The organism is Microcoleus sp. Pol12B4 (genome assembly GCF_036701385.1).
GTDB lineage: Bacteria > Cyanobacteriota > Cyanobacteriia > Cyanobacteriales > Microcoleaceae > Microcoleus.
Genome location: NZ_JAUBQR010000077.1, coordinates 1 through 26,962 on the forward strand (window position 1 = coordinate 1; position 26,962 = coordinate 26,962).

Genomic DNA, 26,962 nt, shown 5'->3' on the forward strand with positions numbered 1-26,962 from the left:
TCTGCCACCCCCTCGACAATATGCCAGTGCCATCGAAAGGGTAATTTTTTCAAGACATCAATATGATAACGGATGAAGGGTTGCCCGTTAAGGACAATAGTGAAAAAGTGAACGCTCAGGGGCTTTGTACCCGCCAGAGGTTTTGTACCCTCTACATAGATGGACTCATCCTTCCTTGCTTCTAAATCTAAGCCTAGTTCAAAAGTTCTGAGTCTGACATCTTCAAATCCAGCATTAGCAATAATTTTGGGGAGGTTTTCTTCATCGAATAGAAAGCGGTGATGACCGTCCATGTAGGCGATATAGTTAATGAAGTCTATTTTTGAATGATAGTGAAATGCTGGCTTATAAAGACACTGTTTTTGCGCGTCAAAGCTTTCTGGATTCCCATAAGCCTCTATATATATCCTCGCGTTGGGGACTGCTACTTTGAATACTCCTCCTGGTTGTAGGACTCGGTAGCATTCAGAGAGCAAGTTAACCATAGGGGAGGGGTAAGAGAAGTGTTCTAATAAATGAGATGAATATATTTGCTCTACACAATTGTCGGGGAAAGGAAGGGGTTGTGATAAATCAAGACATAAATCGCTCCTGGGATCTAAATCAATTGTCGTCCACCCTTCCATTCTTTTTTCTGAAGCCCCTAGCTCCAGCTTAATAGGCTTTCCGCTCTCAAAAAGAAACTCAATCGCATTTTGATTTTTCAGAGAAAGGTGTGATAATGACTTATTCATAGGTCTGATCCCGCCCGGATCTGATGCTGTAGAAGTGAACTGCTTCGATAAATCCCTTGGGCTGACTTCCTTTTTGATTTCTGCTGGGATGAACGCGATATAATTCTCATAGAAAGAGTTTGAGCCTGCTACTTGCGCTCCTATTGCCCCATCTTTCTCTATCCGGTGGCACTCATAGCCATATTTTTTTAATAAGTCAAAGGTGTCTTGTGCTCTCCGATTCAATCCCTCTAGCATTTTTTGAGAGATTTCAAATTGTATAAACTGGATGGCTTTTTTATTTAAAAGACCTGTTGATCCTAGAAGGACATCACTTTCAGCGCCTTCTACATCGATTTTTAAGTAATCTATTTTCTCAATATTATGTTGTTGACAAAATGAATCAAGCGCGATCGCGTCAACGGTTTCAGTTTTGACAAGAGGTACATATTCCTGGGGATTGGCCGGATTCTCCATCTGCGGTCTGCCGATGGTGTTCCAAACCGAAAATTCCTCGGAAAATTCATTAAATTCAATTTGTTTATTCTCAGAAAATACAGCATTTTGAAACGTAAAAATATTGGTATATTTTTCTTGCTGCATTCGCTCTTGTAGTTTTTTAAAAGTAGTAGAAGTGGGTTCAAATGAATATACTTTTCCTTCACTTCCGACTAAATGACTAAACAAAATAGAATAGTTACCAATGTTGGCCCCAATATCGAAAACTGTCATTCCTTGACGAACTAATCTTTGTACAAGCCGTTGTTCGGTTTGTTCTTCATTAAACGCAAATTTTTCTAGCTGGAAAATGGCATAACCATTTCGCAGATGAAGATTATGCAATAAGAGTTTATAATTAGGATCTTTGAGAAGTTTATGGTAATTTTTATGGTTTTTAAAGGTATTAATATCATCTAGCAATATAATTTTAGCGCCATAGACTTCATCTAATTCAGCTTCCCCGGTAAATTCAGAACCATCTATTAAGACAACATCAAAAAAAATGATTTTATTTTCTGATTTTATTTGCTTAATTCCTGCCTGAGAGACTCCCGAATCTAGGAGGTATTTTAGATCTTGTTTGAGCCAATCTAATACTTGTTCTATGGGGTATTGATTCAGGGCTGTTTGGTAAGAATTATAAAATTCTATAACTTCTTTTTCTTGAGCAAATTTATTCATTCCTACTGAGGAAACATTATAACATTTTACAAAGCCTTCCTTAGCATATCTGTTTTGTAATGCGGTAAATCTTGCCTGGGAAATTTCCATGCAAAAAAGTTGAGGATGATGGGGATTTTCTCTAATTCCTGTGACAAATGCTTCTGTACTTCCCTCACCGGAAGATGACCCTATTTCTAAAATAGTTTTGATATCTTCTTCTTTGGCTATTTGTTTAATAGCCTGATAAAATTGATCGTACTTAATTTCTGCGGGAATGATTTTATTGATTTCTGAAGTCATGATCCCATTTTCTCCTTAATTCATTGTGTTATTAATCTGGGAATGCGTTTTCTACAAAAAACCCTGAAGTTAAATTTAGTTACGAAAAAAAGCCGATTTTTGAGATCAGACTATTGGGGTAAATGACGATTTGTGGTAAACACACTTGGTTTCTGGGTCAGTCCTACTTTACCTTACCTAACAGTTTAAGAGAACTTAGGCTTAACTACCAAATAAATCGGGTTTTTCCCTCCAATTAAAGACTAAAGTGCAGTATTTCCGTCAAAAAACAGGGTTTCTGCGTTCAGGACTATTTAACCGAAAAAGGGATTAACGCGATCGCCACCACTTTTGATAATCTTGACAAATTATGCCTTATAGTATAAGGAGAGACCCAAAAATTAGGACAACACCCGCATCTCCTGACGCCGCCCAGGGCAGTTCCGTTCCCGCCACCTGAGACCGCCGCAGCATGGCCGGGATTCCTCACCACACAAAAACAAGTTACAATTACGTTAAGATTGATGAACATAAATAAAAATTCCCAAATCACAGGGACTAAAAATTAGGAGGATCGACCTCGGTGAATAAACGGTGGAGAAACGCTGGCCTGTACGCACTGCTGGCTATTGTAGTCATTGCCTTAGCAACGGCTTTTTTTGACAAACAGCCCCCAAGCCGCGAAGTTTGGAAGTACAGTCAATTCATTCAGGAAGTCGAAGGCAAGAGAGTAGACAAAATAAATATCAGTTCTGACCGCAGCAAAGCCCTGGTCACAGCCCAGGACGGAAACAAGGTACTCGTTAACCTGCCGAACGACCCCGAACTGATCAACATCCTGACCAAAAATAACGTAGATATTTCAGTTCTGCCCCAAAGCGACGAAGGCTTCTGGGTAAAAGCCCTCAGCAGCCTGTTCTTCCCGATCTTGCTCTTGGTGGGACTGTTTTTCCTGGTGCGGCGCGCGCAAAACGGGCCCGGCAACCAAGCCATGAACTTCGGCAAATCCAAAGCTAGAGTCCAAATGGAGCCACAAACTCAGGTGACTTTCGGCGACGTGGCCGGCATCGAACAAGCCAAGCTAGAGCTCGCAGAAGTCGTGGACTTCCTGAAAAATGCCGATCGCTTCACCGCAGTCGGAGCAAAAATCCCCAAAGGTGTGCTCCTGGTCGGCCCTCCTGGAACTGGCAAAACCCTGCTCGCAAAAGCAGTTGCTGGTGAAGCAGGCGTTCCCTTCTTCTCGATTTCCGGTTCAGAATTTGTGGAAATGTTCGTGGGTGTCGGTGCTTCCCGCGTCCGCGACTTGTTTGAACAAGCTAAATCGAACGCTCCTTGTATCGTATTTATCGATGAAATTGACGCCGTAGGCCGCCAGCGGGGCGCTGGTTTGGGCGGTGGTAACGACGAACGGGAACAAACCCTGAACCAGTTGCTGACCGAAATGGACGGTTTTGAGGGTAATACTGGCATCATTTTGATTGCTGCCACGAACCGCCCCGATGTATTAGATGCGGCGCTGCTGCGTCCAGGTCGCTTCGATCGCCAAGTTGTAGTGGATCGCCCCGACTTCGGAGGCCGCCTAGAAATTCTCAACGTTCACGCCCGCGGCAAAACTTTGTCGAAAGACGTGGACTTGGAAAAAATCGCCCGCCGGACACCCGGTTTCACCGGTGCGGATTTGTCCAACCTACTCAACGAAGCAGCAATTTTAGCCGCCCGTCGCAACTTGACCGAAGTCTCGATGGATGAAGTCAACGACGCGATCGACCGCGTGCTCGCAGGCCCAGAAAAGAAAGACCGCGTGATGAGCGAAAAGCGCAAAACTTTGGTAGCTTACCACGAAGCCGGTCACGCTTTAGTCGGCGCGCTGATGCCCGATTATGACCCCGTGCAGAAAATTAGCATTATCCCCCGCGGCCGCGCTGGCGGTTTGACTTGGTTCACACCCAGCGAAGATCGGATGGATTCTGGCTTGTATTCTCGGTCTTACTTGCAAAATCAAATGGCGGTAGCTTTGGGCGGCCGCATTGCTGAAGAGATTGTCTTCGGCGAGGAAGAAGTAACGACTGGGGCGTCGAACGACTTGCAGCAAGTGGCAAGAGTAGCGCGGCAAATGGTGACTCGCTTCGGAATGAGCGATCGGCTAGGCCCTGTAGCTCTCGGTCGCCAACAAGGCAATATGTTCATGGGTCGCGATATCATGGCTGAACGCGATTTCTCCGAAGAAACCGCAGCGACGATCGACGATGAAGTGCGTTTGTTGGTAGAGCAAGCTTACCGCCGCGCTAAAGATGTACTCGTCGGCAACCGCCACGTCCTTAATGCTTTGGCAGATATGCTAGTTGAAAAGGAAACTGTGGATGCGGATGAATTGCAAAATTTGTTAGCTAATAGCGATGTGAAAATGGCGACGATCGCCTAATCAATTTTGGATTTTGGATTTTGGATTTTAGATTAAATCTAAAGTTTGAAATCAATAATTGGGGTGATTCTTGGATTGTCTGGAATCTCCCCGATTTTTTTATGGGCACACAGGAAGCAGCGAAAAAAAGCATTGGAGTAGCAAACCATGATCGTCACTGAAGATAGAGCGCGTGAACTTGCACTTGATTGGGTAGAAGCTTGGAATACTCATAACCTCGATCGAATCATGTCCCATTACGCAGAAGATGTAATTCTGATATCGCCTGTCGCAGCGCAACTGCTAAACGAACCATCTGGGACAGTGACAGGCAAAGAAGCGCTACGAAACTACTTCAAAAAGGGGCTGGAAGTTTATCCTGACCTCAATTTTGAGTTGCTTGATGTGATGTGGGGAGTTTCCAGTGTTGTCCTTTACTACATCAACCAAAAAAACACGAAGGCAGGTGAGTTTATGGAGGTCAGTTCAACCGGAAAAGTGACTAAAGTTGTTGCTCATTACAACGGGTAGAGCGAGGTTATACAAATGGCGGTAATATGGATGGCACAACCGAGCGAGGCTGAGGCTTTACTTACTCTAGCTAGCGAGTCAAACGCAGTCCACTCGCCTGTGGTGTAAAGAAAATAACGCAATTTTAACCGCCCCCTCGGAAACCCACGGAGGTGGGTTTTGTTTGTATAGACGCGGTTTCAACCGCTCGGTCTTCCGATATGAACTGTATTGAATTATGTGGGGGTAAAATCAGTTAGCATGAATCATCAATCTTGGTTGACACTACTAAAAAAACACCAGGCGATCGCAGTTATCCGTTCCTCCGAAAAAGAACTCGCTCGGCACATGGCATCATCGGTAGCAGCCGGAGGAATCCAATTTATTGAAATTACTTGGAACACGCACAAAGCTGCTGAATTAATTGCGGAACTCCGGTCGGAATTTCCTACTTTTAGTATTGGCACGGGCACTTTATTAAACATAGAAGAGTTACAGCAAGCAATAGACTGCGGCGCTCAATTTCTGTTTACTCCGCACACCGATTTAGCGATGATTAAAACAGCAGTTGACGCTGGAGTGCCGATCGTCCCTGGTGCTTTTTCTCCTACAGAAATTGTGACCGCGTGGCAAGCAGGCGCTACCTGCGTTAAAGTTTTTCCGATATCGGCTTTGGGAGGCGCGGCTTACCTGAAAAGCCTGCAAGGCCCCCTGGGAAACATTCCTTTAATTCCCACTGGCGGGGTGACGCTCGAAAATGCCAAAGTATTTATTGACGCCGGGGCGATCGCCGTTGGTTTAGCCGGAGACTTATTTCCTAAACACTTAGTAGACAATCGCGATTGGCGCGCGATTATCCAAATTGCCCGAGATCTTACCCAACACTTAACAACTTGTTAAGCCCTGTTTCCCAATCCAACATTTCAAATCTACAATCTAAAATAGGACAAGCCAATCTAAAATCTAAAATCTAAAATCTAAAATAGTACGAGGTGTGAGAAATGAAGAGCATTATCAACTCAACTTACTTCCGCCGCGCTGGAACTTTCTGTGCCGGCTGCGCCCTCACTTTTGCTGCATTCTGTGGCGGTTCACTAACCGCATTGGCCAGTGAAGAACACAACATAATTGCCAATAAAATTATGTTGTTGCAGCAATCGAGCGAACGCTGGATTGAAATAGATTTATCAAGACAAAGGTTAATAGCTTGGGAAGGAAATACACCCGTTTACGCGGTGATAATTTCCAGCGGCAAATCATCGACTCCCACCCGCACGGGAACCTTTGCCGTTGAAACCAAACACCGCGTTACTAGAATGACTGGGCCGGACTACGACGTGCCCGACGTTCCCTATACAATGTATTACGACGGAGGCATGGCAATTCACGGCGCTTACTGGCACAATTTGTTTGGCAATCCCGTTACTCACGGCTGCACAAATGTAGCTGTAAATCACGCTAAATGGTTATTTGAATGGGCCTCGGTGGGAACACCCGTGGTGGTGCACAAATCTCAGGTTTAGGGAATTGGGAATTGGGCATCGGGCATAGTCGAACATTATTAGAACTTATGCACCGGTGGTCAGAAACCGGGTTTTTTTGGGAAATACTGCGTTACAGCCGTAGATTCGGTCAAAAACCCGGTTTCTTCGATCGGAGTTCATCAGTTCTGGTTTTGTTAGCTTGCTTACTTCATTACTGCCTTCAAGTACAATCCCAATTATATAAAACCTCACTAAAATCTAATTCTCTGAGTGCTGATTCATCAATAAAAAAGTTACCGACACCACTGTCTCCCCATATGATCTCTACTGTATCATTGCCATCGCTATCCATTTGGAATAGAAGAATATCTAGCTTTTGTTTTTGCTCAGAGGTACTACTATATTTTCTTACGTCGTCTTGTGTAAAATAAGGATAACCACCTATTTTATGACCAAAGGAATGCGATATTTCTCGGTACTCATTCTCAATTTCATGGTTCATAAATAACTCATCGATTTCCGAGCCTAAAAGTTCTGTAAATTGGTAGTCATTGGTACTAATCGGCGCATATTTTTTAGTAAATTGCAAGCTGCAACAGCCATCCACAGGAAAAGCTTCTGGTTTCGGCAAAAAATCATAATTGGTAATAATGTTTTCAACTTTGAAGTCTGGCTGAGGAAAATAGATTATTTTGAATTTGTCTTCGATTGTATAATTATCTGCATTAGCCGAATTGTCCAAATTTAAACCATATAGGTCATCGTCAGCTATATAGAACTGTAAGATACCCCGCTCGGGAAAACCATCTAAAGGCGGTATTTCATCAAAGTTGAGTTGCGCTAGCAAAAATAAATATTTAGCGTCACAAGTTTTGGGATATTCAAAGCCTTTAGGTAAATAAGGAAATCCCCCAAATTTACTCTGCCACCAATTAACGTCATCATTATTCTGGGTTTGAATTTCGATGTAAGGTTTAATGGTAGCTTCGATTCTGTCGCGATACTTTTCTAGTTCTGGAGAGAGTGAACATTCTAGTTTGTAGTTCATCTGCTTTTAACAATTTGTTTTGAACGCAATCAGTAGGGTGCACCGAAGCGCACCTTACCTGTAAAACCTATTCTTAACTTAGCTGCACCACGGGTTTATCCTCTAACAATGTTTGATTTGTCAGCAAATCTTCCACGGTAATTCGCAAAAAGCGCTGTTCGTCAACGCGGAAGAAGATTTTGATGCGATCGCTCCCCGGATACCCAGCCGGCGTCAAGCGAAAGCGAGCGTCTCCTTCGCTTTCGCTACTTATAGCGAGGGAGACGCTTGCACTGCAACTCGAACAATTATTTATGATTCCGATTCCAGCGGCAACGATATGACCTCTTCATTTGATTAATGACTTACGGGACATCCTCCTGTCGTTAACCCTGTTAAGAAATTATTGGTGTCAAAGAAATGTTCTACAGACTCAATCTTTAAATCCTCTGTGACTTTAGCAATGCTAAGACCAATAATTTCAATGGTTTCTCCTGTCCCTTGATGATCTTTGTAAGATCCCTTAAAAGTACCCCAGTGTCTCCACTTAAACACAACGTTAGGAGGCCCTGCAACGACTTCGACTAATTCCCAGAGAAAGCCATCGGGAAAAGCTGTGTGAAAGAGGTTGTAGGAGGATTGAAAGGTTTCATCAGAAGCGCGGTAGTGCTCTGAGTTTTCTAGAAAGAGATTATAGGTTCCCTGATCTACAACTTCTTGGGCTGTGTATTCTTTTCCTCCATTAGTGCTCATACGGAATTTATCTGTAACTACAGATATCCATTGTTGGGGATTGGTTTTGAAGGATGCTTCCATTTCAAATGTTCTCACCAAATTATAGGCGATCGCATTCAAAGACCCTTCGGCATGATTGTGTTTCTTTTCCTTTTCCAAGAAAGCATTAGTGCGAGAATAGTCTGGACGATTCCCGTCCCGCCATTCTACTCCATCATCCTGCTTCAGAACTTCTTCTCTATCTTGCACCCAGAGGGGTAAACCGGGAGCTGTACTCATACGTGTTAATCTCCTAGGATTTGGGTTAATGAAAATCTTGATACTACAATGAAAGGCTGACGGTTCAGATTCAAGAGTATTTTAAATAAAAGTCTATGCCTAAAGTGGTAGCCGTGTCAATCCCCTACGCAGCCATAAACCTAACTATCGGCATAGGTTGTCGTCTTCAATAGACATCTCCAAAAACTAACTAATTCCTAGGAAGATCCTGGGAACAGATGTCCAGAGGAAGAGCCTGGCTTTATGAACCCAAAAATTGGAGGCAGAGCCTCCGGATCTGCGTTCCCAGAAAGAGCCTGGAAGTAAACCAGTAATTTCTTAATCCCCCTCTGCTCGGACGAAAGTTTGACTCTATGCAGCGATTTCAAGAGCCGAATTCTCAACCAAATTATCTAAAGTCTATCCTTAACTTAACTGCACCACTGGTTTATCCTCTAACAAAGTTTCATTAGTCAACAAATCTTCAACAGTAATTCGCAAAAAGCGCTGTTCGTCAACGCGTAACAAAACTTTTATGCGATCGCTCCCCGGATACCCAGGCGGCGTCAATTGAGCGATGCTGCGTGCTCCTTCTTTATCATTTAAGGGCTGTACCGATGTTCGGCCTGCGAGTTGGCGAGTAATTAGCCTGTCGCCGTCAAAATATATCTCCGTGCCACCAGTTTCCGCTCCCAATTCGCCGATAATTAACTCTATACTCGGCTGATTTTCTAAAGAAGCCCCTAAGACTAATTCTACCGGTTCGCTCATCGGATAAGACTGGCCGGATTTGATTAAACTGTGCCAACTGTGGCAATTGTCGCGGCGGTTCCAGTAGCGAATTCCGTAACTGTGATAGAGAAAATCTTTGATTTCTAGCCCTTGACTCAGTTGCAGAGCACCTTGGGCGATCGCCTCAAAGGGTTTGTCGCACCGAATTTTTGCCGGATCGAAATATTGCTGCACCCAACGCCCGACAGCGGGAATTTGTACAGTACCGCCAACTAGCAAAACTGCGTCGATGTCGCCAATTTCTAAGCCTTGGCGCCGCGCTTGCTGCAATACTTGATTCATGCACTCGTCGAGTTTGTCAAAAAACTTATGTTCAGCGAGGATAGATTCAAAACGAGGTCGGTCTAATTCTAATTCGTAACTCTCAAAATTTTCGTCATCAAAATAAACCTCAACTGCCTGATTCACTAAAGACAACTGAATCTTTAACCGTTCTGCCAATCTCGTTGTAATCGGAGATTTTGCCAGCCCTTTTGTTTGAACAAAATAATCAACCAGCCAATTATCAATATCAGAACCGCCTAAATTTTGTCCGGCTTTAGCCAAAACCCGGGCAACTTTTGTTTTTTGTGCTGAAGATTCAGCTAATAGCTTTTCGCCCCACTTCAGGATAAAACCGAGGGGCTTTTTGTCGGAGGAAGCGTCCAAACGCACCAAAGAAAGGTCTAGAGTTCCGCCGCCGAAATCAATGACTAACAGATTTTCGCGATCGGCCAAACCGTAACCCAAAGCAGCCGCCGTAGGTTCGTCCAACATCCGCACCTGTTCTACTTCCAGAGATTGAGACACTTTGCCCAACCAATGGCGGTAAGCTTCAAAACTATCTACCGGCACAGTAAAAATCAAAGAGTCGATCGGCAAGGGCAGTTGGCGAATTGAATTAACAATTTGACTCAAATACCACGCACCTACTTGTTCAAAAGTAATAATTTGCCCGTCAAGTTCCGGCACAAAACCCTGAACAGAAGTGCCAATTCCCCGCTTAAAATTGCGAAAAAACCGAGAATCTCCACTCAAATCCCGACCTTGATCGCGGACTTGCTGACCGAGTAAGACTTTACTTTGAGCAGCGTCCTCAACGTAGAGTAAACTAGGAATGAGGGGCGGATTTTGAGCCGAGATTGCCGACAATCCCGGTAATTTCAAATTTTCGGGCTGCTGGAGGACTTGATTCCAGCGAGCGACGACGGTGTTGCTAGTTCCAAAATCAATTGCGATCGTCATTCAGCCAAAATACACAGCTACTAGGGATTTAATCATATTATGGTATTTCGAGTCACCAATGCCAACAGATTATCAAATTGTGCTTGAATAAAGACTTTTTTGCCACAAAAACTTCTTTAACGGCGGAGTCTTCAATTTTATGCAACTGTATATTTTTCGACTCCACAAATAAGCACCACTTTTATAAGCGGCACAAAAGTCATACCATTTTAAATTTTAGATTGAAAAATGGAGAATGAATGACTGCATAAAGGTTTGGATCACGGCACTACAGTCACCTGGTGTTTGGAAAGTGGTAGCGCCTGTCTGCAGGGACCAAGATTTTACCTTTGATCTTAATCCAATTTTCCAATGAAGCGTGAAAAATGCTGGATATGGGCGATCGCAAAAAAGCACTATTGGCTCTAACACTACTTGTCCCTGCTGCTAGTATTGGTATCATAGCAGGCTTGTATATTGCCCCGGAAAGCTGGGGGCAAACACTGTCAGTCTTGTGTCAAGTTTGGTTGCTGATTTTTCCGATCGCGTGGTCTGTTTTTGTCGATCGCAAAAAGCTGAGTTTCTCCCTACCCAAGCGCCAAGAATGGCTGGCTGGATCTATTTGGGGAATATTCATGTTTGCGGTGATTGTGGGTATCTATAGCCTTTTTGGGCAGCAGTGGATCGATCCTGTAGTTGCCAAAGAAAAAGCGCACCAATTAGGTATTACCAGCCGTAATATTTACTTGATTGTAGAAGCATATTTTGTGCTGGTTAACTCGCTGATTGAAGAATTTACTTGGCGGTGGTTTGTCTGCAAGGAATGCCAGATTCTCATACCGGGAACAAAAGCAATATTTCTGAGTTCGCTATTTTTCACGATCCACCACATTTTTGTAATAGCAGCTTACAGCGACTGGCAGGCTGTTCTCTTAGGTTCCTTAGCTGTCTTCACCGCCGGGATAATTTGGTCTCAGTCTTATCTGACTTACCGTTCGCTTTGGCCTAGTTATATCAGCCACGCGATCGCAGATTTTGCCCTGGCAAGTATTGGTTGGAAAATCCTCTTTAACTAGCTGCTTTTTCAGCGACTATTCCTGGCAATTGTACAGGAAAATTTGACGTTTTGCCCAACTCACTATCCAGCAGATTAATCTCTCCCTCCATCATCCGGACGGCGTGCCACTGACGCAGGCGAGCGTACACCCTGATAAATTAAGCTTTTGCAAGGTATTTATGGCTGTAGCTGCGCTTCATGCCAACTAGCAGCGACAACTGTTTGCTGGCATTCATGCTGATTGTACTGGGTTCTTGACTGATGCTGTGCAATAATCGAACGTTCATATCTTCCCACCGGCAGATGCTTTCCGTTAAGGTATCTGCTTTTAATTAAAAGTTTTGTTTTGCGGGCGATCGCATAATTTTAGCTGCATGAAAACTGGTCAACATATCGCTATCAGCATCTGTGGCAGGGCCCCCAAGAGTACACCGATTGTCATCCGGAATTGCAAACGTCGGAAAAATGATGCTTTCATAACATGAAATTTTTTGTACGCGAAATCGTTTGATACATACCACGAAGTTGGTGCTACTGCTTAGGAGTCAAGGTTTGCACGATATAAGCCGATCCACCTTGAGTATTCCTTTGATCTTTATAGGGTCATTTGATAATTTGCTGCTGAATTATTGTTACGGTAATTACTTAGACAGGAATTGGGCAGTAATGCTACATATACTCTGCCCCGCAGTGGAAGTCTCTTTTGGGAATTTTTTCAGGCGATCGCCTTTTATTAACAAATTTAAAACTCAGGCAGCTAATTAAATTTATATCGGTGAAACTCTATGTTCTGTAGCACGATTGGGAAACCTATTTTTTCAAACAGTGGATGCATCAACCGGGTTTTTACACGAACATACGACAAGTGAGGGCGAGAGATATCGCTTGAAAAACAGGCTTTCTTCCCTCATTCACACGTCCAAGACGGTGATTCTCGCGATCGCGCCCCTGCTGGTATCTGAGAAAACTACCATGTCTGAATCCTGACAAAATGGGATATTGTGTCAAGCAATACCTAGATGACTGTTGCCCAAAAATCCCAGCTACCGATGGATGTTTATATCTATTCCAGCGATGGAGGACTCAACATTCTCAAGGTAAGAATCTCCCTCTTTAACTCAGTATAAAATTTTGCCAAAGGCGATGTCAATCTACTGAATATTGTTGCAAATGTTACCTTTATTCCACCTTAAAAGTTGGGTGACATTCGGTTTACCGTACATCGTTGTCTGTTTTAGACTAAATGATGTAATCTTTAACATACGGTGTTGTCTAGCTTGGTGTTTGTCGCGACAAAAGCTACTATTTCATGAGGTATCTATCTTCAGGAGGAAATTTCGCTTACCTGCAAATTATCCCTCTAGGAACTGTTTCGCGATCGCATCAATCTTTATTATCAATGCAACGACAGTGAAGTTTTGGCAGATAGATATTGGGGTGTTGCGAACAGTCGGTCGGTTGGATTCTATGTAAACACCAGGAAAGCGGTAATTAATATTCACCCGCCCCTCTTTCCTTTTGGGCTCTAACATCAGTGCTGGTAGCAGTGCCGAATGCGATTCCAAGTCTTAAGCGGGACTTAAAAATGAAAATCACCTTTGTTCTTCCTACTCTGTCTCTGACTGGTGGAATACGAGTAATATCTATTTTCGCAGAACTTTTGAGAAAGCGAGGACACTCCGTGTTCGTCATCTCTGTACCCCGTCCCCAGCCGAGTATGCGCCAGCAAGTCAAGTCGCTGCTGCGGGGAGGGGGTTGGATTTCCCCACCTGAAAACGAACCCTCATTTTTCGATAACTTAGGTGTAGAACACAAAATTACCGATCGCTACCGCCCGGTAGAAGACAAAGATGTACCTGACGCTGACGTAGTAGTTGCCACCTGGTGGGAAACCGCCGAGTGGGTAGCTAAACTCTCTCCTAGCAAAGGAGCAAAAGCTTATTTTATCCAGCACCACGAAATTTTTGACTATCTACCTCAAGGAAGAGTAGAAGCAACTTGGATGCTGCCGATGCACAAAATTACGATTTCTGAGTGGTTAGTTGAGCTAGCTAGGACTAAATATGGCGATCGTCAAGTTTCCTTAGCTCCTCCTACCGTGGACACGAAGCAATTTTACGCCTGTCCTCGCAACAAACAATCGGTTCCTACAGTTGGTTTAATGTACTCTACAGTCTATTGGAAAGGAACTGACATCGCCCTCAAAGCTTTTTCCCTAGCGGCTGAAAATATCCCTAACCTGCGTCTGGTTGCGTTCGGTACAGAGGCCCCATCCCCGGAATTGCCGCTACCGGCAAATGCCGAGTATGTAATTCAACCCAACCAAGACAAAATCAAAGACTATTACAGCAAATGCGATGCATGGCTGCTGGCGAGCCGCTCAGAAGGCTTCGGCTTGCCTATTATCGAAGCGATGGCGTGCCGCACTCCCGTCATCAGTACCCCAGCAGGCGCTGCTCCAGAAATTTTGAGCGGGGGTACTGGCATACTTGTAAGACCTGAAGATCCCCAAGAAATGGCAAAAGCCATAGAGTCTATCTGTCAGTTGCGAAATTCCAAGTGGCAAGCCATGTCTGAAGCCGCCTATGCCAAGGTGAACAATTATACGTGGGAAGATGCCACGGATCATTTTGAAGCGGGGTTGAAAGTTGCTATAGACAAATCTAAACAGCGCGACGTTAAGATAGTTTCGTTTTCTCCCTATGGAAAAGTTCCGGTTGGCTAACTGCTGCAATTTGAAATTCGGCGCTACCCGCGTTTTCGGCGCCGGATTTCTGGGCAGAAACTCCATATCCTTTGGTGGAGTGCTTCTGCCACAAGTAAAATAAATGGCCCGTGTCCTGTTTTCTACGCAGCAGTCTCGACACTAATTCTGAGCGCAGCGAGGAAGGAATACTGGTTATAAATTGATCGGCCAAAATCTGAACAAGAGTGCAACGGAGGTTTTAAGGCTGGCTCCGTTACAGGTTAAACTTGTCTAGCCGTCAAACATCTGCCGATTTGTAATTGGGAAAAGTCCCTGACGACAAAGTAAGATCGATCGGCTCGACTATCGAGTTACGATCGCCTCCAGCACAGATCCGCACCCCGCAGAAAAGCCAAACAAAGGCTGGTAAGTGCCAACTTGCTTTAAGGATAAGGAGGACTTTTAACCAGTATCAATCTTCAGCATCTATTCAGGAAAATTACTTTTTTCCTGCCTACCCTTAGTCTTAAAGGTGGCATGAGGGTGTTATCTATATACACAGAACTGCTGCAAAAGAGAGGACACAAAATATTTATTGTCTCTATGCCCCTGTCGCAACTGACTTTAATCCAACAATTGCGATCGCTGCTGAGGTGTAGGGGTTGGCAGTCTGCTCCTAAAACACAAAAGTCTAACTTTGACAAGGTGGATGTCGAAAGTCGAGTTATCGAAACCAACCGTCCAATTACTGACCTTGACGTAACTGATGCCGATATTGTCATGGCTACTTGGTGGGAAACTGCCGAGTGGGTGGCAAAACTATCTCCGAGGAAAGGAACGAAAGTATATTTTTTGCAACATTATGAGGCTTTTGACTACGTACCAAAAGGTCGAGTAGAGGCAACTTGGTGGCTGCCGATGCACAAAATCGCTGTGGCCCAGTGGCTGACCGACATAGCTGGGAATGAATACGGCGATTTGTCTGTATCTCTTGTCCCTCCTACGGTGGACACCAAACAGTTTTACAACCCCCTGTCGCGAGGGAAGCAGCCCCGAGGCAAGCAATTAGTTCCCACAGTCGAGCTGCACTATAATACAACTCCTTGGAAAGGCTGCGATATTGCCCTACAACCTTTCTCTATAGCTGCTAAAAAAATTCCTCACCTTCGTTTAGTTGCATTTGGTTCCGGCCACGATAGTTCTCATCCCAATTTGCTGCATAAGGATACTGAGTATAATAAAGAACCTACTCAAGACCAACTAACAGATTTTTACAGCAAATGCGATGCTTGGGCGTTTTCCAGCAGATCCGAAGGCTTCGGCTTGCCAATTTTAGAAGCTATGGCTTGCGGCACTCCAGTCATTGGCACTCCTTCTGGTCTGGCTCCGGAACTACTTGCTGGCGGGGGTGGCATACTTGTCAAGCCAGAAGATCCAGAGAATATGGCAAAAGCGATCGAGCAGATTTGTCAGTTGTCTGATGCCGAATGGTGCGCAATGTCCGAGACTGCTTTGGAAAGGGTGATAAATTATACTTGGGAGGATGCAACTAATCTCTTCGACGCGGCACTGTACACTGCTTTGGAACGTTAGGCACAATTAACGAACAAGCCGTAAAATTGAGATTGATGTAAAAGACTGGGGTGGGGCGATCGTTTAAACGAGAATTTTTATCGGGCAATTTGAGTTGTCTTTCTATAATTTTACTGCCAAAAAATACCTATGGTTGCATTAATCCCACTTGCTATGTTCGGCTTTATTCCAGTCGTTTTTTACCTGTTTGTGAGGTTTCCGGCTCAGCGGGCAGTAATTATAAGTTTTGTGGTAGCGTGGCTTTTTTTGCCGCAAGCTTCTTATCCAATCCCTTCATTGCCACCTTATACCAAAATCTCTGCAGCTTGCTACGGCATTTTGCTGGGGACTCTGATCTACGATACTGCGCGCCTCACATCTTTTAAGCCCGGTTGGGTGGACGTGCCAATGCTAATTTACTGTTTGTGTCCAATTGTTTCACAAGTTAGTAATGGCGGCAGCCCGATTTCTCCGACTGTCAACCAAATCATTACTTGGGGTCTGCCTTATTTTTTAGGGCGCTTGTATGTGGGCAATTTAGACGGGCTGCGACAATTGGCGATCGGAATTTTTGCAGGGGGGTTAGCCTACATTCCTTTTACTTTAGTTGAAGGAGTTAGGGGCCCAATTCTCCACCAAATGATTTACGGCGTCAATGCCTTTGACGACTGGGGTCAAGCAAGGCGTTTGGGGGGGTGGAGACCAGTAGTGTTTATGCAGCACGGTTTGATGGTGGGCCTGTGGATGATGACAGCCGCCTTAATTGCTGTGTGGCTGTGGCAAACTGGGACGCTTAAAAAGTTTATGGGCCGTAACATCAAGACTTTAGCAATTATATTAACTATCGCTTTTTTCCTGTGCCGTTCAACAGGCGCCTACAGTTTATTTGTAATGGCGTTGCTAGTATTATACTCTGCCAAGTTTTTTCGCACCTCTTTGCCATTGCTATTGATAATTGGATATATAGTGTTTTATCTATATGTGGCTGCAGCGGGTCAATTTTCGAGCAAAGACGTGATTGGATTCATCAATCAAGTCTTTGGCGAAGAACGAGCCGCCTCTTTGAAGTTTAGATTTGACAATGAAGAGATATTGGGGGAAAAGGCGCGACAAAGATTTATGTTTGGCTGGGGAGATTCGGGCGGAAACCGCGTGTATAACGAATACGGTGATGATATCTCAGTTACTGACAGCTTATGGATTATTGCATTTGGCGTCAACGGTGCAGTCGGTTTGGTTAGTTTATTTTCTTCCTTGTTACTTCCTGTTATCGTATTTTCTTTGTTCAAATACCCCGCCAGAACCTGGTCTAATCCTAAAGTGGCACCTGCAGCCGCCCTGGGAATAGCCTTAACTATGTACGTGTTTGACTGTGTTTTGAATGCTATGACTAACCCGATTTTTGCCCTGATTGCAGGAGGAATATCAGGTCTGGTCTTAAAAGCTCCAGAAAGTCTTAAGGCCAAGAAAACCAGTTCCCCACCAAGAAGACAGTCGCTGGTTCACCAAAAATCAGGATGATTTTCGGAAATGCGATCGCTGCTTCACTTCAAGCTTGACACTATCTTGCCAGTCCTGGAGGCAACAACTAAAAAATCTACCACTTTTGGATGAAATCCAGTTCAGAAGTTGCTAGATAATTCTCACTAGGTTAAAATTTTAATCTCATAAACTCTTTTTTACATTCATTTGCAATGCTTCAACAAGTATTAGCACGGGATGGCTTTTTTCTTGAAACTGTGTTGCGAGTTATAAACTTAAAAATGGGCTTTATACACTTTTTCTAAAACGACCTGATTCTTTACATAATCTTTAAAAATACTTACTAGACAGGCAGGGTGTAGGAGGATATACTGATAAAAGTATGTTCACTGAAGCACCCAGGTACTTAAAACACGAAACTGTATTGTGGGTGATAATAGTTTGAGTTGTAGTTTAATATAAAGCGGGAAGGGCATCATAAATGAAAACAGTTAATTTATTGAATGTCTCGATAGATAACTTGTCAATCACAGAGTTGTTTGAAAAACTTGACTGCGAAGGTGGTGTCGTATTTACACCCAATGTAGACCACTTGATTAAGTTGCAGTATGACCGCGACTTCTATGAAGCTTATAATACATCTACTTATAGAGTCTGCGACAGTCAAATATTGATGTATGCCTCCAAGTTTTTGGGTACTCCTCTAAAAGAAAAAATTTCTGGTTCTGATTTGTTCCCTGCATTTTATATGTATCACAAAGATAACGAGAAGATTAAAATATTTTTGCTAGGAGCTGCTGAAGGTATTGCTAGGAAAGCCCAGGAAAAAATTAACCAAAAAATTGGAAGAGAAATAGTGGTTGAAGCACTTTCTCCTTCTTTTGGCTTTGAAAAAAATGAAGAAGAATGTGAAAAAATAATTGACGAGATAAATAAATCAGGAGCTACAGTTCTCGCCATAGGAGTGGGAGCTCCCAAGCAAGAGAAGTGGTTGATTAAATACAAGAGCAAATTAACACACGTCAAAATATTCTTAGCCGTAGGTGCAACCATTGATTTTGAAGCTGGTTGCAAAGCAAGAGCTCCCAAATGGATGAGCGAAGTCGGCATAGAATGGGCGTACCGACTGTTAAGTGAACCGAGAAGGTTGTGGAAAAGATATTTGATTGAAGGTTTGCCTTTTTTCCGATTAATCTTAGAACAAAAATTAGGGTTTTATAAAATGCCTTTCATGGACAGCAAAACCACCAATCTAAAATGGGAAGGTGGCTCCTAAAAGTGGCAGCGACAAATCTCTAGCGTAAATTAAGCTGAGTATCGGAGAAAGTTCGTTTGACTTCAAGGTAAGACGGATGCCATCTGTGGATAGTCCGATCGCACTTTCTCTCAAAATAATTCATTTTTGCTTTCAAGTCCAGGTAAAATCGGAAAGAAACCTTTTGTGGAAAATCCTAATTAGGGATGCAACCGATGAATCTGCCTTCTTTCTTGTGGTTGTGGAAAATAGCGGCTTGGTCAATGGGTGTTTCCCTGTTGGCTTACCTGTTGCTGGCCGTTACTGGAACGTGGATGTTTGCCACTAGGAGTACCAAACAACCGCGCCCAAAATGGCTGCGTCCCTTTCATTTAGCCACCGGTGTGGGGATGGCGACTTTGGTAATTTTACTGCTGGGAATTGGTGTAGTCGGTACGCTAGGATACTACGGAAATTTAGGTCACTCGGCTCATTTACCTGCCGGGTTAGCTGTTGTGGCTTTGGTGTTGGTTTCTGTGGGAAGCGGGCTGCAAATTGGCCCTAAACATCCTTGGGCGCGCCCCCTCCATATCGGCACTAATTTGGCCTTGTGTGGGGGATTTGTGATTGTGTTGCTCACAGGATGGACGATAGTACAAAAGTATTTGCCGAAAGTTTGAAACCTGTATATTTGACCTCCAACTATACCAAATGTGCCAGGGAAACCATATATGTAAGTATGTAAGGTGCGCCACAGCGCACCCTAGGTTTAATTTTTTTGCGTGAGTCCGCTTTTTGTGATGAATTCTAAAATATGCTGCGCGGTAGTCTGTGGCTTTTCTAAGTGGGGAACGTGCCCGCACTCGGGTATCCAAATTAGTTGAGAATTTGCGATCGCCCTTGCAAACTTTTCCGCATCCGCTGTCCCCAAAATCCGGTCTTGTTTTCCCCACAAAATCAGAGTCTGCTGCTGAATTTGCGATAATTTCTCCCCAAAACCTCCGTAACCGCCGCTTTTGGTAAACGCAATTAAAGCTTGATTCCAGTTGGGCATTTCCAAGTGCAAAGCAGCACAAGTTTGAGCGTCTTGAGAAGCCAAATTTTTATCGAAATAAGCATTGACGCTAATTCGCTGGCGAATTTTGGGATTGCGTAAAAATGAAGTAGCTAGATACCCTAAAGGAGGAATTAAAAACTTTCCCTTATTAGAACTGATGGCAAAACCTGCGCTATCTATTAACACTAATTGTTTCACAGATTCGGGATAATTGAGAGTGAAATCAATTGCGGCTGCACCTCCCATTGAAGCACCGACTAAGATTACAGGCTGCGAAATTCCCGTTTTCCAAAAATAGTAAAGATGACTTTCAATTGCCCTCGCGCTGAATGCTAAACCAGCGGCTCTTTCTGTAAAGCCAAAACCCAACAAATCAACCACCCAAGTTTCATTTTCAGCAGCTAGCAGTGGCAACAGGCGGCGGAATTCAAACAAGGAACTGTCGAAGCCGTGAATTAGCAAAATTGGTGTGTTGCCGCTGCCTTGGCGCACGTAGGCTGTGGCAATTGGCTCAGAAGATAGGGGAGTTGTAATTGCCTCTCGTTGAATGCTTTGGGCTAAGGCAATTGAGGTAGATTCTGTGAGTTGTGCGATCGATTTTGGCAGAAAACTTGCTGGCATAATTCTTGATAAATTGTGAATCGGTAGGGGCGATGCCACTGTGTTCGCCCCAACACTTAAGTATATATGCTTGCTCGATCGCTATTTTAGGAGTTGGGGCGAGTCATTAAAATTTGATCGATACTCAGTATCCCTGATCCCAGGCTTAGGTTTGTCGTGGGCTCGCCAATATAGCAATTCTCAATTGCCCGGAATACAGTAAGGATACGGCACCGTGCCGACGGAATATGTGTATTGCACTCAACAGGATAAGGTGTACCGCTGCGGGCGTACCCTAAAAAATGCAATAGAGGCGGGTTTTATCCGGATTTGTCGATCGCAAAAATCCGTCTCAAACTCGCCCCAAATGACAACAGTGAACAATTAACTGACTAATTCTTCGCCCCAACGCCAACATACATAATCGACTGATCCTCATTAATTTTGATTTTAAACAACCCAGACTTTTTGTAATCCATATAGTTAGCTAAATTAGATGTTAGAGTTTGAGATACTTGTTTGAAAATACCCGCCGAAGGAAACACCTGCTTTCCGCGTGTAAAATCTTCCCAAAACCCGTGCATTTCGGCTAACATAGCGCCAATTTCGCCAAACATATCAAAACCTTTAATTTGAATATTGCCAAAACCAATATCCTGCATTACCACAGATAGTTCCTCCGGGGTAATAAATTTTTCCCAATCGTGAACGCCCCGCCTAATCTCCTGCAAAATATTTTCCATCAGCCCAATCATCACAATTTGCGAGGAAAAAGTTCGGTTGATTGTATCAAAAAAGAACAGTCCCCCAGGCTTCAGAATCCTGTGCACCTCAGACACAACTTTTTTGTAATCGGCTACGTGTTCCAAAACATCCACGCAGATTACAACATCAAAGGTATTGTCATCGTAGGGCATATTTTCGGCAAAACCTTGCCTGTAGTCAATCTCAAAACCGCTGGTAACTGCGTGATTTTGAGCTGCTGCAATACATTTTTCCGATCGATCTATTCCAGAAACAATAGCGCCTCTCTCGGCCATAAACTCGCAAGAAAAGCCGCCGCCGCACCCGACATCTAAGGTTTTCAGCCTTTGCCAATTAGTCGCGTGTCTGTCGAAAAACTCAAATCTGGGTTTGTTGAGATGGTATAAAGCATAAATTTTAGCATTTTCGTCCCACCAATTATCTGCATTTTCATCATAAAACTCTAAATCATTTTTTACTTCTGTTTTCTGCACGATCTTCTCAGTCCTGATTAGTGGAAAATATATATGGCGATTGCACATTTGCGGGATTTTATAGGACGCCAATACACCTAATTTTTGTGAAAAAACCGAGGTTTCGTGACAAATTCGCAGGCAGAAACCAGGTTCCTGAATCCGCCCGCGTAAGTTCTATTTTATCGTTAGTTGTGAATCGCCACAGTTTTTTATTATAATAGCTCTGGCATAAATTTCAACCAGATGGATCGCGTTTCTATTATCATCCCAGCCCTCAACGAAGCGACTTGTCTGCAACGCACCCTCCGCCAACTCAGCATCCTTAATCCTCCCGCTTGGGAAGTGTTGGTGGTAGACGGCGGCAGTCAAGACGACACAGCAGCGATCGCACTTTCCGCCGGCATCCGCGTTATTTCTAGCAGTATAGCTGGGCGAGCCCTGCAAATGAACTTAGGTGCTCAAGTCGCCACCGGTGAAATTCTGTGCTTTCTGCACGCCGATACTTTAGTTCCCGACGACATTGTAACAGTCATCCAGAAAACATTGTCCGATGCCGAAATTGTGGGGGGCGGGTTTATCTCCCTGATGGCTGCTTCGCAGCAAACAAGATGGGGTTTTTCCCTCCACAATTACCTGAAAACTTATTACGCGCCGCTGTTATTTCGACCTCATTTATTTTTCCAAGGATTGCGCCTGCTGTTTGGCGACCAAGTTATTTTTTGCCGCCGTACCGATTTTTGGGAATGCGAGGGTTTTGATGCTGCGCTGCCAATTATGGAGGAAGCGGATTTGTGTTTGAAGTTAGTGCGACGAGGGAAACTTAAGTTAGTCAATCGGGTAGTGGAAAGTAGCGATCGTCGAGTTGCGAATTGGGGCGAATTAAAAGCTATTGCGATCTATCTTTCAATTGGTTTTTTGTGGGGTTTTGGCGTTTCCCCAAGGTATCTCAAGCAGTTTTATGAAGACATCCGCTGAAACACAAAATTTGATTAAATTCCCAAAATGTACTGCCTGTAATTTTTGGTCAAAACTTTTTCCAACAGGTAAATAATCGCCCAACAACCTAACAAAGTCCCCGTAACTAAAAAGCCTAGCTTCAGGAGGGGATTTACCGGGTCAATAAACTTATAAAACACTAACAACAACACATATTTCACTAATGTCGAATCCAGGAGATATATAGGGAATGAATAAGCAGCCAATATTTTGACTAACCCAGATGCTCTACTGGGAAGTGCGATACTCTTAGAAAATGCGAGGATCGATAATACGAACAAAATTGCGTATCCTTGAGCAAATAGTTTCAAAAATGATCGGAGAAACCATGCCTCCGAATTAACTTCACTTTTCAGGTAAAATTCCCAAATGCTAGCTAGATAAAAAAGGATCTTTGCCCCTAAAACTAGCCTTTTTTTCCGTTCTCGAACGGGTTGAATTTGGTCATACGAGCCACCAAAAAATAGACCCGTTGAAAATGGCAAAATCCAACTGAAAATCCAGCGTTCCATCAAAGGTAGAGGTATTGATATGTATTGGAAAGCGGTTAAGTAGAAGAAGATTGTAAAAATTGTTTGAATTGTGAAGCCCAAAGCCAAAACTTTTCTGGGTTCTAAAAATCTTAATTTCACGAGAAGCCACCACCAACCGTAGCATTGAACAATCACAACGATGAAGTAATAGGGAGGCATCACTGAACCCGTCAAGATATCTCTGAGTAATGAAAGTAAATCAAATTTTTGAATTTCTCCCAAATTATTTAAGATGTACAAAGCTACTGACCAAAACAGATAAGGGGGTATAATTTTTGACAGTCTTTTTTTGACTACCAGTGCGGGATTATTTTGATTTTCCAGTTTGTTGGTGAGAAAAAAACCGCTCAACAGTAAAAATGCAGGTACGCAAAATAGTTGAAATGTATCGCTCGTGACAAATAGAATTCTGCGATCGCTAAATGTGAAGGACCCAGCATGAGTAATCACAACACTGACGATCGCTAAAGCTCGGATCTAATCAAATTCAGCGAACCGATTAGAAAGTTTTTTCATCGTAAAAATTAGATTGTAAAAATTTGAATCAAATTAGGAATTTTTTGTTTGATGAGTAGGATATCATAAAATGTTATATTTGCTTTTCTGTTCACAAAAATTATCTCAGCGACAATAAGCCACTGAGTGCTCGAATTGAGGAATAAAGACTATAGAGACTATTGCAAAAAAAAATCTACCTAAATTAGGTAGACTTTTAGAAATGTTCAAGAAATGAGTTCACTGTGGGCTAACCGTTGTTGTGATGGATGTGCGACGTAGAAACACTATCCAACTGATCCCGCCCGTTGCGGATCACGCGCAGCATATCGCTCAACTTATGCTCGATATTATCGAGCACTTGGTCGGCATAATCATCGGCTCCGTTTTGAATTTCCTCGCATTCAGCCATCGCCCTGACTCTCATCTCTTCCAATTCCTCTTGAGCCTGGTAGCGAATTTGTTCGACTTCCGCCAGCGTCGCCTGCTGAATTGCCTCACAGTCGAGCAAAACTTGCTGTCGCAACTGATCTGCCTCTATCTTCGCCTGCTGCAGCAGGCCCATATCGTTTAAAAGTTCTGCCGCTCGCTGTTCTGCTGCTTCTATCACTTCCTGAGCGTAAAGTTCTGCCTCTTGAAGCAAGTCGTCCTTGTGCCGGATGATCGTTTCGGCTTCCTGAAAAGCGATGGGCAAATTTAGCCTCACCAAGTCTAACTGATCGAGCAACTGTTCTTCATCCACCAGAGTGCGTCTGGTCATGGGAATGCGTGGACTGTCGAGAACAATTTCCTCAAGCCGGTTCAATTCCCGCTGGATGTCTACTCCTGCGGTTCGGGTGGGGTCTCCGAAGGCGGATGTGTTCTGAGGCGAGTCGTTTTCAGTGCCGCGTCCGGTACTGTCGGGTTCGATGCGAGTTGGTTCCTGCTGGCGTAACATTTGTAAATATCTAGGGCGACGTGTTTCGGAACAAGATGATCTACGGAGCCACCAAACTTGGCTATTTCTTTAACTACACTACTACTTAAAAAGCTGTACTCGTTAGAAGTTGCCAAAAAAACTGTTTCAATTTCGCCCAGAAGGGTTTTATTGGTGTGGGCCATCTGGAGTTCCATTTCAAAATCTGTTAGTACCCGGAGCCCCCGCAGCAGCACTTTGGCTTGTCGGATCTTAGCATAGTTTACTGTCAAACCCTCAAAACTGTCTACTTCTACATTTGGCAAGTGTTGGGTAGAGCGCAGGATCTGCTCGATCCGTTCCTCTACGGTGAAGAGAGGGGTTTTGCTGGGGTTTCTGACTACCGTAACAATTACCCGGTCAAACAGTTTAGATCCCCGCTCGATAATGTCTGCGTGACCGAAGGTAATGGGGTCAAAGCTGCCTGGATAGATTGCAATCACGAGTTTGTCTCAACGCAGTGGGGGGAATGGGAGATTGGGTAGAGTGGGGCAGTGGGAGAGTGGGAGAGCGGCAAAGCCGGAGATGTGGAAAATCTTCCTTCTTCCCTCTTCCTTCTTGCCTCTACTTTTTCATGGAATGAGCTTTGTAGAAAGTTTCGAGGCTTTGCTTGTCGCCGACAAACCGCCAATGCCAAGGCTCATAACTGACGCCTTGGCGATTATTTTTGGGGAAGGACATCTCAAAACTGAAGGCGACGGCGTTGGTTTCTAACCACTTGAATGCTTGGGTATTTTCAAAACTGGGGCTGAGGTTGGTATCCGGGGCGCTGCCGTCGCCGATGTCGATCGCGTAACCGGTGTGGTGTTCGCTGTAACCTGGAGGGGCGCTGACTTCGGCTCGCTTGCTGGCGTTTTGCCTGCGTTCGGCTTTCACGTCAAAAAATACGTGCTGTTGGTCTTCCAGGGAGCGGAAGCCGGATATGGGAGCGAAATAGATGCCTGATGCTGCGGCGGCGTTGGCCATTTCTTGATATTTTGCTGCTGCTGAGGAGCGGAGTTTGACGCTACCGTCGGGGGTGACGCCTACCAAGTCTTTTGCTGGTGCTTCTGGGTAGGGCAAGTGTCCCAGCAGGTTGTCTGGCGTTGCGGGGGCGGTGGCTTTGGGGTTGGTAGCTGGACTCGCGACCGATGCAGACGGCGAACTGGTCGGTGCTGGGTTTTGTTGAGTTTGCTCGGCCTGACTGGTGGCGGGGAACAAGTTAAAGTTGAGGTGCAGCCAGATGCTGACCCCACAGGCTAGTGCGGCCAACCCTAGCAGTTTCCAAATCAGCCCTTTTTTCTTAGACTGACTCTGCCCTGCTTCTGGGTATGGATGGTCTCGCACTGCTTCTGGAATTTCGTCGGCGACAAGCTCCGAGGCTTGCGGGGGTTTTCTTGACAGACTAGCGTTATCCAAGCCAGCTCCACTCCTGCACTTCAATAAGGCTCAACGTTAAAAATTGTAGACCGATATGGGCGATCGAACAGCTACAATTGCCGCTGAGAATATATCATCTCTTTCTGACCTCGCCCCGTCCCATCCGCCAACTCTCGCATCTGTTGCTTGGGCCCACAGTCGATCGTCCCTGCGAGGTCGAACTGGTTGGCGCTGGGGGCGCTGGTTTATTTTAAGTGTAATTTGTTACTGTTCGACAAAATCCAACAATTCTGCGATCGACACCTCAAACGTCCGCGCCAATTTTAGCAGACCACCGATGTCAGCCATTGCCATACCGGGCGATCGGGCATAAGTTTTAACAGTATTGTAGGATACCCCGGAGCGATCGGCTACTTCTTTTAGCGATCGGGATGCGAGCGCGGTTAAGGTCTAATTAGTAGCTTAAAGCTCGATCAACCAAAATCAAACATTACCAACTTCCGCCAACTCAACATCACTAACAGAACCTTCGTCTTCCCCTTCATCCTCTTGAACAACCGCAAATTTTAACTTCAATCCCAAAACCTTCAACCAATTAGCCAAAGCATAAATTGTCGCGCTGCCATTCTGCGACAACAAAACATCTAATTTTTTCAAATGCAATTTAGCATCCTCTGCAGACATATTTGGTTCGCCAAGAGCCTCAAATACATTGCGAAGTGCGAGTTCCAGCAAACCAGGTTCAGGCTCTTCGTCTTCCAAATGCGCTGTTAGATAAGCCGCAGCGTGTATTTTATCCTTGAGCGCTTCTATCAGATAGGCCTGGTAACTATCGCTCGTTGGCATTTTCGCGTTCTCCATATTCTTTCCAATACTCCTTAGCTTTGCGGATATCTTGTTCTTGAGTGCTTTTATCCCCACCGCAGAGAAGAAGAACTATTGTTGACCCCAATTGTCCGAAGTACACGCGATACCCCGGCCCAAAATCAATTTTTAATTCGCAGACTCCTTCCCCAACAGACTTGCTGTTTCCTAAATTCCCTAAGCGAACTCGGTCAAGCCTTTGCTCAATTATTAAAGTCAGTGAAGGAGTCGCCCCCTCCACTGCTCTCCAAAACGGAACGTGATAGTTTCCCATCATTCCGCTCCT

At 44.3% G+C, this 26,962-nt stretch carries 25 protein-coding genes and 1 pseudogene; 11 read left to right on the forward strand and 15 right to left on the reverse strand.

What is annotated here, in order from left to right:
* On the reverse strand, positions 1-2,177 hold a 2,177-nt coding region (locus tag QUA38_RS12990), incomplete at its 3' end, for an FkbM family methyltransferase (RefSeq protein WP_333162344.1).
* Between the two features lie 562 nt (positions 2,178-2,739).
* Here QUA38_RS12990 and ftsH3 point away from each other — a divergent pair.
* The 4 genes from ftsH3 to QUA38_RS13010 all read left to right on the forward strand — a co-directional run bounded on the left by ftsH3 (position 2,740) and on the right by QUA38_RS13010 (position 6,590).
* A complete protein-coding gene (ftsH3, locus tag QUA38_RS12995) occupies positions 2,740-4,578 on the forward strand; it encodes an ATP-dependent zinc metalloprotease FtsH3 (RefSeq protein ID WP_006633639.1) in 1,839 nt (612 codons plus the stop codon).
* Between the two features lie 147 nt (positions 4,579-4,725).
* On the forward strand, positions 4,726-5,088 hold the full coding sequence (locus QUA38_RS13000) for a nuclear transport factor 2 family protein (RefSeq protein WP_333162346.1): 363 nt from the start codon (positions 4,726-4,728) through the stop codon (positions 5,086-5,088).
* Positions 5,089-5,328: 240 nt separating this feature from the next.
* Positions 5,329-5,967 carry a bifunctional 4-hydroxy-2-oxoglutarate aldolase/2-dehydro-3-deoxy-phosphogluconate aldolase gene (locus QUA38_RS13005; RefSeq protein ID WP_333162348.1) on the forward strand — a complete coding sequence of 213 codons (639 nt, stop codon included), beginning with the start codon at positions 5,329-5,331 and terminating at the stop codon, positions 5,965-5,967.
* Between the two features lie 101 nt (positions 5,968-6,068).
* Positions 6,069-6,590 carry a L,D-transpeptidase gene (locus tag QUA38_RS13010; RefSeq protein WP_333162350.1) on the forward strand — a complete coding sequence of 174 codons (522 nt, stop codon included), beginning with the start codon at positions 6,069-6,071 and terminating at the stop codon, positions 6,588-6,590.
* Positions 6,591-6,771: 181 nt separating this feature from the next.
* Here QUA38_RS13010 and QUA38_RS13015 read toward each other — a convergent pair whose 3' ends face one another.
* From QUA38_RS13015 to QUA38_RS13030, 4 genes are all read right to left on the reverse strand, one after another.
* A complete protein-coding gene (locus tag QUA38_RS13015) occupies positions 6,772-7,599 on the reverse strand; it encodes a DUF1963 domain-containing protein (RefSeq protein ID WP_333162352.1) in 828 nt (275 codons plus the stop codon).
* 73 nt (positions 7,600-7,672) lie between these two features.
* Positions 7,673-7,816, reverse strand: coding sequence for a hypothetical protein (locus QUA38_RS13020; protein ID WP_333162354.1), 144 nt, complete (start codon positions 7,814-7,816; stop codon positions 7,673-7,675).
* Between the two features lie 119 nt (positions 7,817-7,935).
* On the reverse strand, positions 7,936-8,592 hold the full coding sequence (locus QUA38_RS13025; protein ID WP_333162356.1) for an ester cyclase: 657 nt from the start codon (positions 8,590-8,592) through the stop codon (positions 7,936-7,938).
* A gap of 405 nt (positions 8,593-8,997) precedes the next feature.
* Positions 8,998-10,587 (reverse strand): Hsp70 family protein, encoded by a 1,590-nt coding sequence (locus QUA38_RS13030; RefSeq protein WP_333162358.1) that lies wholly within the window; start codon positions 10,585-10,587, stop codon positions 8,998-9,000.
* Positions 10,588-10,961: 374 nt separating this feature from the next.
* Between QUA38_RS13030 and QUA38_RS13035 the strand changes: the two genes are divergently transcribed.
* Complete coding sequence (locus QUA38_RS13035) at positions 10,962-11,642, forward strand: CPBP family intramembrane glutamic endopeptidase (protein WP_333162360.1); 681 nt, start codon at positions 10,962-10,964, stop codon at positions 11,640-11,642.
* Between the two features lie 139 nt (positions 11,643-11,781).
* Here the strand turns inward: QUA38_RS13035 and QUA38_RS13040 are convergent, their stop codons facing one another.
* A complete protein-coding gene (locus tag QUA38_RS13040; protein ID WP_333162362.1) occupies positions 11,782-11,910 on the reverse strand; it encodes a hypothetical protein in 129 nt (42 codons plus the stop codon).
* 1,298 nt (positions 11,911-13,208) lie between these two features.
* Here QUA38_RS13040 and QUA38_RS13045 point away from each other — a divergent pair.
* The 5 genes from QUA38_RS13045 to QUA38_RS13065 all read left to right on the forward strand — a co-directional run bounded on the left by QUA38_RS13045 (position 13,209) and on the right by QUA38_RS13065 (position 19,277).
* Positions 13,209-14,348 (forward strand): glycosyltransferase family 4 protein, encoded by a 1,140-nt coding sequence (locus QUA38_RS13045; protein WP_333162364.1) that lies wholly within the window; start codon positions 13,209-13,211, stop codon positions 14,346-14,348.
* A 498-nt stretch (positions 14,349-14,846) separates the two neighbouring features.
* The gene (locus QUA38_RS13050) at positions 14,847-15,902 is read left to right on the forward strand and encodes a glycosyltransferase family 4 protein (RefSeq protein WP_333162366.1); all 1,056 of its coding nucleotides are present in this window, start codon (positions 14,847-14,849) and stop codon (positions 15,900-15,902) included.
* Between the two features lie 129 nt (positions 15,903-16,031).
* Positions 16,032-17,402, forward strand: a complete 1,371-nt coding sequence (locus QUA38_RS13055) for an O-antigen ligase domain-containing protein (protein WP_333162368.1) — start codon at positions 16,032-16,034, stop codon at positions 17,400-17,402.
* Between the two features lie 442 nt (positions 17,403-17,844).
* On the forward strand, positions 17,845-18,639 hold the full coding sequence (locus QUA38_RS13060; RefSeq protein WP_333067796.1) for a WecB/TagA/CpsF family glycosyltransferase: 795 nt from the start codon (positions 17,845-17,847) through the stop codon (positions 18,637-18,639).
* A 194-nt stretch (positions 18,640-18,833) separates the two neighbouring features.
* Entirely contained in the window at positions 18,834-19,277 is a 444-nt protein-coding gene (locus tag QUA38_RS13065; RefSeq protein WP_333162370.1) for a DUF4079 domain-containing protein, read from the forward strand.
* Between the two features lie 89 nt (positions 19,278-19,366).
* Here the strand turns inward: QUA38_RS13065 and QUA38_RS13070 are convergent, their stop codons facing one another.
* The gene (locus QUA38_RS13070) at positions 19,367-20,275 is read right to left on the reverse strand and encodes an alpha/beta hydrolase (RefSeq protein ID WP_333162371.1); all 909 of its coding nucleotides are present in this window, start codon (positions 20,273-20,275) and stop codon (positions 19,367-19,369) included.
* A 371-nt stretch (positions 20,276-20,646) separates the two neighbouring features.
* Positions 20,647-21,492 carry a bifunctional 2-polyprenyl-6-hydroxyphenol methylase/3-demethylubiquinol 3-O-methyltransferase UbiG gene (gene ubiG / locus QUA38_RS13075; RefSeq protein ID WP_333162373.1) on the reverse strand — a complete coding sequence of 282 codons (846 nt, stop codon included), beginning with the start codon at positions 21,490-21,492 and terminating at the stop codon, positions 20,647-20,649.
* 225 nt (positions 21,493-21,717) lie between these two features.
* Here ubiG and QUA38_RS13080 point away from each other — a divergent pair, with 225 nt between their 5' ends.
* Complete coding sequence (locus QUA38_RS13080) at positions 21,718-22,449, forward strand: TIGR04283 family arsenosugar biosynthesis glycosyltransferase (protein WP_333162375.1); 732 nt, start codon at positions 21,718-21,720, stop codon at positions 22,447-22,449.
* 14 nt (positions 22,450-22,463) lie between these two features.
* On the opposite strand, the gene QUA38_RS13085 is transcribed toward QUA38_RS13080, so the two are convergent.
* The 7 genes and pseudogenes from QUA38_RS13085 to QUA38_RS13115 form a co-directional block, all read right to left on the reverse strand.
* Positions 22,464-23,480, reverse strand: a complete 1,017-nt coding sequence (locus QUA38_RS13085; RefSeq protein ID WP_333162385.1) for an acyltransferase — start codon at positions 23,478-23,480, stop codon at positions 22,464-22,466.
* Between the two features lie 268 nt (positions 23,481-23,748).
* Positions 23,749-24,435 carry a DivIVA domain-containing protein gene (locus tag QUA38_RS13090; RefSeq protein ID WP_333162377.1) on the reverse strand — a complete coding sequence of 229 codons (687 nt, stop codon included), beginning with the start codon at positions 24,433-24,435 and terminating at the stop codon, positions 23,749-23,751.
* Positions 24,318-24,896: a pantetheine-phosphate adenylyltransferase gene (gene coaD / locus QUA38_RS13095; RefSeq protein WP_333162379.1), complete on the reverse strand. Its 579-nt coding sequence runs from the start codon at positions 24,894-24,896 to the stop codon at positions 24,318-24,320. Before coaD ends, QUA38_RS13090 begins: the two co-directional genes overlap by 118 nt.
* Positions 24,897-25,017: 121 nt before the next feature.
* Entirely contained in the window at positions 25,018-25,851 is an 834-nt protein-coding gene (locus QUA38_RS13100; protein ID WP_333162381.1) for a M15 family metallopeptidase, read from the reverse strand.
* Between the two features lie 225 nt (positions 25,852-26,076).
* Positions 26,077-26,178 (reverse strand): annotated as a pseudogene (locus tag QUA38_RS13105) (helix-turn-helix domain-containing protein); the annotation flags it as partial.
* A gap of 117 nt (positions 26,179-26,295) precedes the next feature.
* Positions 26,296-26,658 (reverse strand): transcriptional regulator, encoded by a 363-nt coding sequence (locus QUA38_RS13110; RefSeq protein ID WP_333162382.1) that lies wholly within the window; start codon positions 26,656-26,658, stop codon positions 26,296-26,298.
* Entirely contained in the window at positions 26,642-26,953 is a 312-nt protein-coding gene (locus tag QUA38_RS13115) for a type II toxin-antitoxin system RelE/ParE family toxin (protein ID WP_445305052.1), read from the reverse strand. The genes QUA38_RS13110 and QUA38_RS13115 overlap by 17 nt, the downstream gene beginning before the upstream one ends.
* Between the last annotated feature and the right edge of the window lie 9 nt (positions 26,954-26,962).

Coding starts and splice junctions, on each gene's coding strand:
- QUA38_RS13000 (WP_333162346.1), top strand. CDS start 4,726: ATGATCGTCACTGAAGATAGAGCGCGTGAACTTGCACTTGATTGGGTA.
- QUA38_RS13005 (WP_333162348.1), top strand. CDS start 5,329: ATGAATCATCAATCTTGGTTGACACTACTAAAAAAACACCAGGCGATC.
- QUA38_RS13010 (WP_333162350.1), top strand. CDS start 6,069: ATGAAGAGCATTATCAACTCAACTTACTTCCGCCGCGCTGGAACTTTC.
- QUA38_RS13015 (WP_333162352.1), bottom strand. CDS start 7,599: ATGAACTACAAACTAGAATGTTCACTCTCTCCAGAACTAGAAAAGTAT.
- QUA38_RS13025 (WP_333162356.1), bottom strand. CDS start 8,592: ATGAGTACAGCTCCCGGTTTACCCCTCTGGGTGCAAGATAGAGAAGAA.
- QUA38_RS13030 (WP_333162358.1), bottom strand. CDS start 10,587: ATGACGATCGCAATTGATTTTGGAACTAGCAACACCGTCGTCGCTCGC.
- QUA38_RS13035 (WP_333162360.1), top strand. CDS start 10,962: ATGGGCGATCGCAAAAAAGCACTATTGGCTCTAACACTACTTGTCCCT.
- QUA38_RS13040 (WP_333162362.1), bottom strand. CDS start 11,910: ATGAACGTTCGATTATTGCACAGCATCAGTCAAGAACCCAGTACAATC.
- QUA38_RS13045 (WP_333162364.1), top strand. CDS start 13,209: ATGAAAATCACCTTTGTTCTTCCTACTCTGTCTCTGACTGGTGGAATA.
- QUA38_RS13050 (WP_333162366.1), top strand. CDS start 14,847: ATGAGGGTGTTATCTATATACACAGAACTGCTGCAAAAGAGAGGACAC.
- QUA38_RS13055 (WP_333162368.1), top strand. CDS start 16,032: ATGGTTGCATTAATCCCACTTGCTATGTTCGGCTTTATTCCAGTCGTT.
- QUA38_RS13060 (WP_333067796.1), top strand. CDS start 17,845: ATGAAAACAGTTAATTTATTGAATGTCTCGATAGATAACTTGTCAATC.
- QUA38_RS13065 (WP_333162370.1), top strand. CDS start 18,834: ATGAATCTGCCTTCTTTCTTGTGGTTGTGGAAAATAGCGGCTTGGTCA.
- QUA38_RS13070 (WP_333162371.1), bottom strand. CDS start 20,275: ATGCCAGCAAGTTTTCTGCCAAAATCGATCGCACAACTCACAGAATCT.
- QUA38_RS13080 (WP_333162375.1), top strand. CDS start 21,718: ATGGATCGCGTTTCTATTATCATCCCAGCCCTCAACGAAGCGACTTGT.
- QUA38_RS13090 (WP_333162377.1), bottom strand. CDS start 24,435: ATGTTACGCCAGCAGGAACCAACTCGCATCGAACCCGACAGTACCGGA.
- QUA38_RS13110 (WP_333162382.1), bottom strand. CDS start 26,658: ATGCCAACGAGCGATAGTTACCAGGCCTATCTGATAGAAGCGCTCAAG.
- QUA38_RS13115 (WP_445305052.1), bottom strand. CDS start 26,953: ATGATGGGAAACTATCACGTTCCGTTTTGGAGAGCAGTGGAGGGGGCG.